This window comes from Verrucomicrobiales bacterium (assembly GCA_016793885.1).
Lineage (GTDB): Bacteria > Verrucomicrobiota > Verrucomicrobiia > Limisphaerales > UBA11320 > UBA11320.
In genome coordinates this window covers 1-12,966 of sequence record JAEUHE010000002.1, presented here as the reverse complement: position 1 = coordinate 12,966, position 12,966 = coordinate 1, and the positions used below count along the sequence as shown (strand labels likewise).

The following is a 12,966-nucleotide window of genomic DNA, read 5'->3' as shown; positions in this document are numbered from 1 at the left end:
AACATGAACTCAAACAAACTTTCGGGCAAAGTCGCCATTGTCACCGGCGCGTCGAAAGGTATCGGCGCAGCGATCTCCCGGCATCTCGCAGCGGAAGGCGTTTCCGTCGTGGTTAACTACGCTTCCAGCAAGGCCGGCGCTGATAAGGTCGTCGCCGACATCACTGGCGCCGGCGGCAAGGCGATGGCCGTGCAGGCCGACGTTGCAAAGAAGGCTGAGATACAGCGTCTGTTCACGGAGACAAAGAAGGCATTTGGTCGCCTTGACATCCTGGTTAACAATGCCGGGATTTACGAGTTCGCGCCTCTGGAAAACGTCTCCGAAGAACTCTTCTACAAGCAATTCAACCTAAATGTGCTGGGGTTGATACTTACAACTCAGGAAGCACTTAAATACTTCGGACCCGAAGGCGGAAGTGTCATCAACACCAGCTCGATTGTCAGCACGTGGGGCACGCCGGGTGGCGCGGTCTATAGTGCTACCAAAGCGTCGGTGGACGCAGTGACCCGCTGCCTTGCCAAGGAGCTTGCGTCGCGCAAAATCCGCGTTAACTCCGTTAATCCTGGCATGGTTGAAACGGAGGGCACCCACACGGCGGGAATCACGGGGAGTGACTTTCGCAAGCAAACGGAAGCCGCTACTCCTTTGGGCCGTATCTGCCTGCCGGAGGACATCGCGCCGGCTGTTGTCTTTCTGGCCGGCTCCGATTCGGCGATGATCACGGGCGAATCCCTCTTCATCACCGGGGGATTTCGTTGAGACCACGAACCCGAGCTCCCTCTTTAACAGCCTCCAGGAAGTCTCCACCCCCTTGAACCATGAACGACCGACCAGCCATTGTCTTGATCCACGGCCTGTGGGTGACTCCCAGCAGCTGGAGAAACTTCAAAAGCCGTTTCGAGGAGCTCGGATACCAGGTGATCGCATCCCCCTGGCCTGGCATCAATCAGGACGTCGAGGCCATGCGGCGAAATCCATCGGGATTATATGGCATCGGAATCGAAGAAGTGCTGGCCCACTATTCGAAGATCATTCTCCGCCTGCCCGAACCGCCGATTATCATGGGGCATTCCTATGGCGGACTCATCACACAGTTGCTCCTTGATAAGGGGCTGGGTGCTGCGGGGGTGGCGATTGATTCCGTGCCGCCGAAGGGAATTATCGTGTTGCCGCTTTCAACTTATCTCGCGTTGACGCCCGCCTTGCTGCAGCCCGGCACGTTTAGGAGAACGTTCCTCTTTAGCTTCACGCAGTGGTGGAGGGTATTTGCCAACACGCTGTCCGAAAGGGATGCCCGTCAGGAATACGAACGCGAAGTCATTCCCGCCTCGGGGCGTTCTATTTTCCAGGCGGCTCTGTCCAACGTTACCCCGAATTCCCACGCGACCATCGACTTCACCAACAGTGCCCGCGCCCCGCTGTTGCTGGTCGGTGGTGAGAAAGACGTCATTATGCCAGCGGCGCTCAATCGGAAGAACTTCTCGAAATACCGATCGAGCTCAGCCGTCGTCGAATACCGGGAATTCTCCAATCGGAGCCACTACATCATCGCGGAGAAGGGGTGGGAGGAAGTCGCCGATTACTCACTCAACTGGGCCGTGGCCCATGCGAAGCAACCCTCGACTCCAGCTTCGAGCACAGTTCAGCTCTGACCATCTCCTCGCCCGTTCTCACAAAAAACCAAGCCATAGAAAGGAAAAGTAATATGCCGAGCTATCACAAACTATATACCGCACACGACAGCGCTGTCGTGTTCATTGACCATCAGCCACAGATGACCTTTGGCGTGTCGAACATCGACCGCGCCACACTGATCAACAACGTCACGCTCCTGGCGAAAGTGGCCAAGGAATTTCAGGTGCCCGCCATTCTCTCTTCGGTAGAGACGGAGTCCTTCAGTGGCTACATCTGGCCGCAACTCCTGGATGTGTTCCCGGGTCAGGAAGTCGTCGAGCGGACGTCGATGAACGCGTGGGATGATGCGGGTTTTCGGCGCGCCGTCGAGGCCACCGGCAAGAAGAACATTCTGTTGACCGGGTTGTGGACCGAGGTGTGCGTCGCCTGGCCGGCCATCGAGATGTTGGGGGCGGGATATAACATTTACGTCGTCGAAGACTGCTGCGGCGCCACCTCTCAAGTCGCCCACGAGGCCGCGCTGTCGCGGATGGTTCAGGCCGGTGCCATCAGGCTCACCACCATTGCCGCACTGCTTGAATGGCAGCGCGATTGGGCCCGACGTGAGCATTACGATGCCCTGATGCGCTTGATCAAGCAGCAAGGTGGGGCTTATGGCGCGGGAGTGGAATACGCCTACACCATGGTCCACAAGGCGCCGCAGTCGGCCCAGAGACCGCAGGTCGTCCCGACGAAAGGCGGCCACTAATCCCGGGAGAACGTCGGCGCGGGTGGGTGAAACCCACTCGCGCGCAGGTCTTAATCGGGAGGCCTATCGTATGCCCATACATGTTGCCATCAGCCGTCGTGTGAAGCCTGGATGCGAGACTCAGTTTCAGGAAGCGCTCCGTGACTTCTTTCAGGCGTCATTTGCCCACGACGGTGTGATGGGGGCCACCATGATTGTGCCACCCCCAGGCTCCGACTCGCGAGAGTTTGGTATTCTGCGCACATTCGCCAATGAGCAGGACCGCGACGCCTTTTACTCCTCGTCCCTCTTTAAGAACTGGGAGAGAAGGTGCCAGCCGTTGACGGAATCGAATTCCTGGACGCACCGCTCATTGCACGGGTTGGAGGCCTGGTTTCGCTCTCCGCATCTCCCGCCGCCGAAGTGGAAGATGGCCGTCGTAACCTTTTTAGGGGTGTTTCCGGTGGCCATGGCCCTGAATCTCATCCTGGGTCCCGTCATCCGATCTTGGCATTTTGTCATAGGCAGCGCGGTCTTCAATGGTTGTGTGGTGGCCATTCTGACCTGGGTGGTGATGCCTTGGGTGACGCGGCTATTGCACGGTTGGTTGCATCCACGTAACGAACCATCACCCCCTTAACGTGAACCGCAACCCATCACGACGTCGATTCATGAAGGTCACCGCGGCCGCGCTGACCGGGACTTTGGGAGGCTGTATTATGAAAAGTAACAAGAAAAGGCAGGCGGATTTGATTTTGCGGGGTGGTCGGGTGTCGACTCTCGATCCAAATAGACCCGGGGCCACCAGCCTGGCGGTTAAAGACGGTCGCATTGTGGGCTTAGACGACGACGCGGACTACGAACGCGGGCCCCATACGAAGGTGATCGACCTCGGTGGACGTCGGGTCATCCCGGGCCTTAACGACTCCCATCTGCACGTCATTCGAGGGGGATTGAACTTCAATATGGAGCTGCGGTGGGACGGTGTCCCTTCCTTGGCGGACGGATTGCGGATGCTTAAGCAACAAGCCCAACGCACGCCGCCAGGACAATGGGTTCGAGTCGTCGGGGGCTGGAGTGAGTTTCAATTCTCCGAGCGTCGGATGCCAACGCTTGAGGAGATCAATGCCGCCGCGCCGGAGACTCCGGTGTTCATCCTGCACTTGTATTGTCGGGCGCTCCTGAATCAAGCGGCTTTGCGCGCTTGCGGTTATACCAAGGACACCCCCAATCCGCCCGGGGGCGAGATTCAGCGCGACCATCGCGGCAATCCGACCGGCCTGCTCATCGCGCGGCCGAACGCCACCATTCTTTACGCTACACTTGCCAAGGGACCGAAGCTTCCGCCCGAACATCAGTTGAACTCGACGCGTCACTTCATGCGCGAATTGAACCGGCTTGGACTCACAAGTATCATAGATGCGGGCGGCGGTTTTCAGAATTACCCCGACGACTACGCCATTATCAACCAACTTCACCAGCGCGGCGAGCTAACCCTCCGCATCGCCTACAATCTATTTACACAGAAGCCGAAACAGGAGAGGGAGGACTTCGCACGCTGGATCAAGATGACGGGCCCGGGTAAAGGCGATGATTTCCTCCGCTGCAATGGCGCGGGGGAAATGCTCGTGTTCAGCGCCGCCGACTTTGAGGACTTTCTGGAACCACGACCTGAACTGGACACGACGCTGGAGCGAGAGTTGAAGGACGTCGTATCCATGTTGGCCGCGAACAAATGGCCATTCCGCCTACACGCGACCTACGATGAAAGCATCACGCGATTCTTGAGCGTGTTCGAGGAAGTCAATCGGGATGTTCCGTTCATGGGCTTGAACTGGTTCTTCGATCACTGTGAGACCATCTCGGAACGCAACCTCGAGCGCGTGAGGGCGCTGGGCGGAGGCATCGCGGTGCAACATCGCATGGCTTATCAGGGGGAGTATTTTATGGAGCGCTATGGCAAAGCGGCAGCCGAACACACGCCACCTGTTCGAAGGATGCTGGACCTGGGCTTGCCCGTGGGCGCAGGTACCGACGCGACGCGGGTCGCCAGCTATAACCCGTGGGTAACACTTTACTGGCTCACCACGGGAAGGACGGTGGGTGGGGTCCCGATGTATCCGGAGAAGAACTGCCTCAGTCGCGAGGAGGCGTTGCGGCTGTTTACGTTGGGCAGCAGTTGGTTTTCGACGGAGAGTGGGAAGAAGGGAGCAATTGCCGTCGGCCAGTTGGCTGACGTGGTTGTGCTCAGCGACGACTATTTCTCCGTTCCCGACGACCAGATCAAAGCCATCGAATCAGTGCTCACGGTTGTGGATGGAAGGATCGTTCACGCGACAGGCGAGTTTGCGCCTCATTCTCCGCCAGCGATTCCAGTCTTGCCCGAGTGGTCGCCGGTGAAGGTTTTTGGCGGTTATGGCGCCCCTTTGGATACTCGCAAGTCCGCTCGTTTTGGGGTTCCGGTGCCAGCGCACCAACACAACTCAACCTGTCACGAACACGGCTGCTCGCATGCCGCGCATCAACTTTTGGCCGGCGTCGAAGCTGCCCGGAACCGCTACGGTGGGTTCTTCGGTCTGGGTTGTGATTGCTCCGCCTTCTGATTATGAAATCGAAGCTCCACCCGACCAGGAATGATCTAAGCGAGATGATTCGCCGCGAGATGATTGATTTGCTCAACCAGAATCTAGCCGACGTGCTGGACTTCGGTCTGCAAAGCAAGCAAGCGCACTGGAATGTGAAAGGCCCGCACTTCATCGCGTTGCACGAACTTTTCGACCAGATCGCGGAGGAGGTTGAGAAATTCAGCGATGATATCGCGGAACGTGCCGTGGCGTTAGGGGGCTCCGCGCGGGGAACGGTTCAGATCATTGCGACCCACTCGCGACTCCCCATGTATCCGGTCAACGCTATCTCTGGTAAAGCGCACATCGAGGCGTTGTCGCGCGGGTTGGCCACAGTTGGCGCAGCCGTTCGCGCCGCCACCGAGACCGCCTCCAAAGCTGGGGATGCGGACACGGCCGATTTGTTCACCGGGATTTCGCGCGGCGTGGATAAGTTGCTCTGGATGGTCGAAGCGCATGTGCAGTCGCGGGACTGAGCTCTTTAGGTACCCAACGTTACGTCGGCGGCCGTTCGAGTTATTACGAAGTCCTGCAGGCACAGCAGGAACTTTATCCGACTCAACGCGCGCATGTGCAAGCGCGGGTGGGCGAGTTGGTCGCCATCGTTCAACTTTACAAGGCGCTCGGTGGCGGTTGGCAGCAGCAGCGCAATTGACAGCGGTTTGAACAGCGCTTCACTCCGGGGGTCTTGGGTTCTCGTCTAGCGTGGCCTCTGGGATCAGCATGGACGACTGTAACGAGGGTTCGAGGGCTAAGTCACCCGCGGATCTGAATCCAATGCGGGGTTGGGGGCGTGTGGGTAGTCCACCGGCCGATACTTGATGGCAAGCTCGGGCGTCGCTCGGCGTGTCTGTCCTTCGAGCCGCGACGTCAGCGCACGGTCGAGAATGCCGGTGGTGAGTAGGGTTCGCTCCACGGGATACTGGGGTCGGCCCGTATGGATCATCCGTTCGATTCCCTTCAGCAGGTAGGCGAAATGAGGATGTCGGGGCTGGGTGCGCTCGTCAAAACGGATGACGAACGGCTGAGTCTGACCTCGAACGCGTGTCGCCACTGCGGTGCCTTGTGCAAACCCGGGCAGCATTAACACCGCCGCCGGCAGCCCATCACGATATTGGAACCGAAACAAGGTGGCTTCGGCGCAGCGTCGAACATCGGTATCAGCCGCATGGGGAGTGATCGCCAAGGCGGCATCGAACAAGTCCCGACGAAAGTCCTTGGAATCGAAGTGCTGCCACAGCGCCTCCCCCTGAAGGCATTGCACCCAGGCGACCCCCGTTTCCGCGCCACGCCGACGTTCGACCACCGATTGGAGCAGCTCCAGCGCGTGGCTCCCATAGATGTCCAAACCGGAATATCCGATGCCAACGACCGCCTCGAGTCTAGAACCCATCGGGAGGTTCTGGTCGGGCACGCGGAATCCAACCGTCATCGAGGATCCCGCCATGAACGGAATCTTCAGCGCCTTCGCACGCCGATACATCCACAGGGCATCTTGCCACTCCGGGCCTAAGTGTTTGTCGTTGAAGACCGGCACAACTTTCCGGAACTTTTCGAAAGTGGCGGCTATGGCGTCGAAAAACCGTCGTCGGGGATAGAGGTGTTGCTGCTTCGCATTCCAAGGGTATTCGCCATGTTCGCCGATGCTGATGACTCCATCCACCGCGATTCGATGCTGTCCCAGCGTGAGGGCATCCTCGATCGATGTGAAAATGGGTACCTGGTGCTTGGCTGCCATGGGACGCGCCAGATCTCCTTCGGGAAACTGATCCACATACAAGGACGCCAGGCGCAGGGCCGGGCCGGGCCCACCATCCTGCTTCCAGCCTTCGAGGATTTTCCCCACGAGGACATCGGCGTGCAGTCCGAACTGATAGGCCGTGACGACGGCGGCGACTGTCTTGGGGCGGAGAGGTGGCCGAGATGCAGCGACCTCGGCAGCCGCGCTCGAGGCAGTCAGACCCGACGCCACCAGAGCAGCGCCGGATCGTTGGATGAACTCGCGGCGATTGAGTCTACCGCAGGCCGGTGTCGAGACTTCAGGCATGGTGGTTCTAAAGGCTGCCTCAGAATGGTTCGCGAACAGTGACACACAAGGAAAAAGTGTGCGGAAGCGAAGACAGACGTATTGCCCACGAAGGATGCGGATCCCACGGGTCTGAGGAAGGACTGGCAAGAGGCGGTGCGCGGACGTTGCTGTTCTTGTGAACCCCTTTCGAAGGGGTGCTAGCGCAGGAGCCTTAGGATGAGTTTCCAGGTGTCAAACTCCGGCCGCTCCAAGCCCTGGCTGCGACGCGTCACTTGGAAGTCGGTGAAGCGGCGCAACATGGTCAGGAATTCCGACTCGTCGGTGTAGGCGTGGATATCGGAATAATCGCCCTCGTCGCAGCGGATATAGCGGTCAATCCGCCAGTAGATGTTAGTGGTGCCCTCTTTATGGGAGGTTGTAAAGCGGCCGCCGCGCCGAAGCCCTTCGATGATGGCCCCTTGAATCGCAGGGACGGAGGTCAGGTGCGCTTCGGCTGTCAAAGCACTCTGGCACAGGGCCTGGTAATGCTCCGTCGGCTCTGGGATCCGTTTGGGAGGCGCAGCCGGAGTCAGCTCGCGTGTCCAGACGTCTAGCCAGCTCGCCGACTGGCGCTTCATGGACTCAGGATCCGTAGCCATTTCGACTTTCCGGGAAACCTCCGTCCGAAGGAGGTAGCAGTTCTCCTTCGGCAATGCCGCCAAAAAATCGAGTTTAAATAGGTAGTGACAACCATCGGCCTTGGCGTCCGCACAGTAAAACAGCCGGTGGTTCTCCAGGCTTCCGCTGAACAGCGTCATGAGACTGCGTTCCAATGCGTGCTGGATTTCGTGCGGAGGGCGCGGATCGCGGAAGTGCAGGTGGTAAACGAGTTTTCCAGGCTCCTCTGCCAGAGAAAGGGGCGTCGCTCTCGTGGAAGACTTTTTGGAGACGAGGTCAGAGAACGTGCCATGGCGAGAAGCCCTCCTCGGGGAGCTGGATGTTGATAGGCTGCCTCCCGACCGTTTTTCAGGGACTTCAGCGGCGTTACCTGAGTTCTCGGAGAGGGATGTTTTCGGCTCGAGCGCTTTTCGGAGGGTATCCATGTCCGGCTCCTCGGGTGGCGGATTTGGCGGCTCGAGGACGAAGTAAAACCGCTGAGAATTCGTGAACTCACCGGAGTAGCCCGAATGGTTCCGCTCGTAAAAATCCAGACCGTTCGCCGAGGTGCGGGGATGGGTGGAGATTTTGTTGGCAAGTTTGACAAACGCCCCCGCCGGCGGGGCGGGGTGGCTGTGGCCGATCTCGAGAATGAGATTTCCTATCGCGAGCTCGGCTTCAACCAGGCGTCGCAAGGGCAGGGGGAACTGCTTGAGTTGCTCTTGTTGCTCTAGGGTCATTTTCACTAACGTAGCAGCGCCATCACCCTCGCCAGTCCATTCGTGCTGGCGGTCTGTGGCGGGACCTTGTTTGCCTCTACTTCTATGAAGTTGAGGAAGGGTAATCCACCAGTCCCCTTCTGGTCCTGCCATGGCGCCCCTCGCTGAAGGAGCAGCTCCAAAACCGGCCAGTTGCCGACGATAGCCGCAGTTACCACGGCGCTGCGGCCCTGGGCGTCCTTCAACCGGACGTCCGCTCCATGTTTAAGCAGAAGCTCCAGGATGCCCACATCTATTCCCGCGCCGCCCGCGAAGAAGAAGACCGGGCCTCCTCCTTCGGAGCGTTGATTGGGCTTCGCTCCCGCTTCGAGCAGGAGCCGCACCGGCTCCGGCCCTGAAGCTCGGCTCTCGCCGATCGCCACCTGGAGAGGGAGCTCGACCTTGCTCACGTTGGGGTCGGCCCCGGCCGCAATCAGAGCGCGGATCACGTCGAGCTCACCAGGCGACTTGCGGAGTTGGCGGAACGCCAGGACCAGCGCAGTTGCTCCCGACAATCCGGGCGTGTTGAGCTCGGCTGCCCCGCGTGCGGCCGTCGCTACGGCGCCGGCATCGTTGGCCAGAATCGCCGTCTCGATGGCACGCAAACTTTCGGAACGGAACTGCCGGATGTTTCCGGACGCGTCGCGGAACCCCTTAAGTTGCCACCGCCCCGCGACTTGGCTGCCGACTACGAAGAGGAGGGGCGACGCCGCAATCAGCAGGGCAAGAACGCGAGCTCCAGGGGCCTGGACGCTGAGAAAAAGCCAGACCGCGCCCAAGAGGATTGCTCCGGGGATAAAGAAGGGGATCATCAGCGCGGCAATGGGGTTCGTGCGCGATGGCCCTGCGGCGGCGAGTCCCAAGAGTCCGAAGATCACCAGAACAATGGCGTCAATGGCCACCAACAGCCAGAAGAGGACTTTGATCATAGACTTGTGGCTCCGGAAGACGTGAAGGTGGCTGCTGAGTCGTGAGAACGATCAGATCGAGCTTCTCTCTCGGCCGCTTCGTTCCGTGCCAGGTCCACCGAACCCTTGGCTTGAAGTGCTCGCACCATGCCTTTGCGATGCGCCTTCGGCGAGGGTAACCGGCTCCCGGCGCCAGGAGACGCCTCCCCGCCGTTGAAGCTCTTGAAGTCCAAGCTTTTCAGGATGAGTTCGGCGAGGTTGAGGGCGGACGTGTTGCGAGCTGGTACCGTGGTCACGCAGGCGTGGAGCACGGCGTGCTTCTGCTGCATCGGAGTCAAGAGATGATACTGCTCGAGCGCGTGATCTCCGCGAGTGAGTCTTCTCAGCCCGAGCACATCAATTCTACCTTCCTGGATCCGAACGCTTTGAAGAGACGCCGAGTTGGCTCGAATTTCGGTCTCGATTTGATCGAAAATCGCCGAGTTATCCCGGCCTTCTCGAGACTTGCGCTGCATTCGGATCTGAACTCTCTCTTCCGGTTCGAATACGCGCACCTGCTCGCCATTGTCGATCACATGCCATCCGAATGGCACGCGGAACTGGGCAGACACCGAGCGCGCCACCACAATGGCGAACTTCTCCATCTCGTCGGTGGCAATGACCATAGGCACTGTGCCGGCACCCTGGCTGCGCAGTTTGGCATTGATCGGATGTTCTTGGTTGAGAGAGTCATCCGTGTTCGCCAGCGCCAGCAGAGCGAAACGCACGGAGGCTGGCTTGGTCTCAAACTCAGGTCTAGATGCTTGCGCAGCGGGAGTTTCCGACAGGGATCCTTGGTTCAGGAGTCCACGTTCGGGGACAAGCGATGGGAAGGCGAGGGTTGCCCGATAGAGCGATGGTCTCATCGGATGGGAGTTCTGCACGGCACGCCTGCCAGGAATTCGCTACCGATTTCCGGGGACGGAGAGGTTGGCAGTCCAACCCTGTTTCTAGACGTCTCGTACGACATGGGTTGAGCCTAGCCTGAGTGGATGTCTAGGCGCCATACGACTATGGGCGTATAGGGTCGCCCCCGAAATCGGACACCCACTGCGCACGCGGGGCGGGGACTCGTCCGACACGGCCGACTTTACAATGGTAGCGTGGGCCGTGCCGGCCCCTCTGGACCATTCCGACGGGGACGGCCGACGTGTTGGAACGCGAAGGACGCAAAGGACGCGATGCCTGAAGGGGAGAAGATCCTGCCGGATCGGGCACTCAGAGAGACGAAGGCGCCTTGCACTTCTTGCCAGTTAACCACACTCTGCTCTTCACCGGTTGCACTCACCATGAACATCCGAAGATTGCTCTTCATCAGCGCGCTGCTGATAACCAGTCCTCTCGCGTTGAGGGCTGATTTTTTTGTGGCGCCCCAAGGCCTGGACACTCACCCAGGAACGAAGGAGAAACCGTTTGCCACCCTGGAGCGCGCGCGCGACGCGGTGCGAGCGCGCAAAAGCGGCCCAGGCAACGTGACCGTCTGGCTGCGCGGCGGCGACTATCGACGCACCAATGCCCTCGAATTGACCAAGGCCGATTCAGGAACCGTGTCTGCTCCCGTGGTCTGGAGCGCCTACCGAAATGAGAGGGTCCGCTTGCTGGGCGGGCAGGTCCTGACTGGCTTCGAAACTCTGCGAGATGAGGCAATCCTGGATCGCCTGGACCCCTCGGCGCGCGGGCAGGTCCTCCAGCTGAATCTGCGAACGCTCGGCATCACCCGCTTTGGTGAGATGAAGTCGCGTGGGTTTGCCCGTTCCACGACTCCCTCCCACTGCGAGCTGTTTTTCAAGCAACGACCGATGGTTTTGGCTCGTTGGCCGAACGAAGGGACCTGGGAAAAAATCGCAGGTTTCCCCACAGAGAGCGGCAAGAACGATGATCATGGCGGCAATATCGGAGAGCTTCCGGGTGGGTTTTTGTATTCGGGCGATCGGCCGCGCCGTTGGCGTGACACGAGTCATGTGTGGGTGCATGGCTACTGGGCTTGGGATTGGGCCAACTCCTATGAGCGCGTCTCCAGGCTGGACCTCGATCGACGCCTGATTCAAACCGCGCCCCCTCACGGACTCTACGGCTTTCGCGCCAGCCAGCGGTTCCATTTTCTGAACGTGCTGGAAGAACTGGACCAACCCGGTGAATGGTTTTTGGATGATGCGAGCGGCTCGCTCTATTTTTGGCCGCCGGCCCCGATCGTTTCCGGGCAGACGATTCTCTCCTTGATGGATCAACCCGTGATCCGCCTGACTGAGGTTGAGTTCGTTACCGCGCGGGGGCTGACTATCGAGGCGACTCGTGGCAGTGGCGTTGAGATCAAGGCTGGGAAGAGTAATCGCATTGAAAGCTGTCTGCTCCGAAATCTGGGCAACCTGGGCGTTAGCGTGAGTGGCGGGACTGACCATGGAGTGGTGGGATGCGACATCTTCGACACCGGCGATGGCGGGGTGTCGCTCGGTGGCGGAGACCGGCAAACGCTCTCCCCTGCGGGACATTTCGTCGAGAACTGCCACTTCCAAAGGCAGGGTCGCTGGTCGAAGTGCTACGTGCCGGCAGTCTTGCTGAACGGGGTAGGGCACCGGGTGTCGCACAACCTGATCCACGATCATCCCCACTGCGCGATCCTCTTCACCGGCAATGATCACCTGATCGAGTTCAATGACATCCACCACATCGCCCAGGAAACCGGCGACGTCGGCGCGATCTACACCGGACGCGACTACTCCTATCGAGGTAATCGCATTCGTCACAACTACATTCATGAGACCGGCGGAGTTGGAATGGGATCGATGGGTGTCTATATGGACGATTGTGTGAGCGGCACGGAGGTGTACGGCAATGTGTTCTATAAAGTCCATTGGGCCATGTTCATTGGCGGCGGACGCGATCATCGGGTGGAGAACAATCTTTTCGTCGACTGCGATCCCGCCGTCCGCGCTGATGCCCGCGGCATGGATCGAACCCCAGTGTGGCGGAACATGGTTAACGACTATATGCGACAGCAACTCGCGGCCGTTCCATTGGAGCTTTACCGCGAGCGCTATCCGGGCATGAAGACGCTGGACGCGTACTACGGAGCGCCGGGCAGGGCGGTCATTGATCGCGAGGCGTTCGTCGGAGTGCCAGCTGAAGGTAACTCGCTGGTCAGGAACGTGTGTGTCGGAAAGTGGTTTGAAGCGGGTTGGCATGCCAAGCAGGAATCGTTTGAGGTTCGTGACAACTTCGTAAGCTCTGATGGCTCGCAGGTTGCCGCGGCCGCCGATGGTTTTCGGCTTCCCAAGAATTCGCCGGCCTGGAAGTTAGGTTTCCGTCCCATTCCCTTTGATCAAATCGGTCTGCGCCATGATGCAGCGCGGCGTCGTTTGGAGCGAGTGCGCTGAGCCCAGATCCGCCGGGGAGGCAAAGCGGCAGAAATCTCTCAGATTTACCTCCAAAAATGCGCACGAAACAAGCTGGGCGATGTCAGCGTTTCACACTTTGCCGGCAGGGCCCGAACCCGCCGGGTTCAAAGAGATCTAGCCGGGGGTGCTCGCACCCCCGGAACTGTTAAAAGTACGGAGCATCGCGCAGCGATGCCACCGGCTTCGGAGATTTGCATCACCCGACTCAAGGAACC

General features: G+C 59.4%; 11 protein-coding genes. 7 read left to right on the top strand and 4 right to left on the bottom strand.

What is annotated here, in order from left to right; translation table 11 throughout:
• The first annotated feature begins 3 nt into the window (after positions 1–3).
• From JNN07_00305 to dps, 6 genes are all read left to right on the top strand, one after another.
• On the top strand, positions 4–759 hold the full coding sequence (locus JNN07_00305) for a glucose 1-dehydrogenase (GenBank protein MBL9166162.1): 756 nt from the start codon (positions 4–6) through the stop codon (positions 757–759).
• A 59-nt stretch (positions 760–818) separates the two neighbouring features.
• Entirely contained in the window at positions 819–1,652 is an 834-nt protein-coding gene (locus JNN07_00300) for an alpha/beta hydrolase (protein MBL9166161.1), read from the top strand.
• 53 nt (positions 1,653–1,705) lie between these two features.
• Positions 1,706–2,383, top strand: a complete 678-nt coding sequence (locus tag JNN07_00295; protein ID MBL9166160.1) for a hydrolase — start codon at positions 1,706–1,708, stop codon at positions 2,381–2,383.
• 70 nt (positions 2,384–2,453) lie between these two features.
• A complete protein-coding gene (locus JNN07_00290; protein ID MBL9166159.1) occupies positions 2,454–3,002 on the top strand; it encodes an antibiotic biosynthesis monooxygenase in 549 nt (182 codons plus the stop codon).
• Positions 3,003–3,081: 79 nt separating this feature from the next.
• A complete protein-coding gene (locus tag JNN07_00285; GenBank protein MBL9166158.1) occupies positions 3,082–4,965 on the top strand; it encodes an amidohydrolase in 1,884 nt (627 codons plus the stop codon).
• A 2-nt stretch (positions 4,966–4,967) separates the two neighbouring features.
• Positions 4,968–5,462, top strand: coding sequence for a DNA starvation/stationary phase protection protein Dps (dps, locus tag JNN07_00280; protein MBL9166157.1), 495 nt, complete (start codon positions 4,968–4,970; stop codon positions 5,460–5,462).
• A 275-nt stretch (positions 5,463–5,737) separates the two neighbouring features.
• On the opposite strand, the gene JNN07_00275 is transcribed toward dps, so the two are convergent.
• The 4 genes from JNN07_00275 to JNN07_00260 form a co-directional block, all read right to left on the bottom strand.
• On the bottom strand, positions 5,738–7,033 hold the full coding sequence (locus JNN07_00275) for a hypothetical protein (GenBank protein ID MBL9166156.1): 1,296 nt from the start codon (positions 7,031–7,033) through the stop codon (positions 5,738–5,740).
• Between the two features lie 179 nt (positions 7,034–7,212).
• Entirely contained in the window at positions 7,213–8,391 is a 1,179-nt protein-coding gene (locus JNN07_00270; protein ID MBL9166155.1) for a hypothetical protein, read from the bottom strand.
• Between the two features lie 5 nt (positions 8,392–8,396).
• Positions 8,397–9,338, bottom strand: a complete 942-nt coding sequence (locus JNN07_00265; GenBank protein ID MBL9166154.1) for a hypothetical protein — start codon at positions 9,336–9,338, stop codon at positions 8,397–8,399.
• Entirely contained in the window at positions 9,335–10,222 is an 888-nt protein-coding gene (locus JNN07_00260; protein MBL9166153.1) for a hypothetical protein, read from the bottom strand. The genes JNN07_00265 and JNN07_00260 overlap by 4 nt, the downstream gene beginning before the upstream one ends.
• Positions 10,223–10,645: 423 nt before the next feature.
• On the opposite strand from JNN07_00260, the gene JNN07_00255 reads away from it, so the two are divergent.
• Entirely contained in the window at positions 10,646–12,730 is a 2,085-nt protein-coding gene (locus JNN07_00255; protein ID MBL9166152.1) for a right-handed parallel beta-helix repeat-containing protein, read from the top strand.
• Positions 12,731–12,966 lie beyond the last annotated feature (236 nt).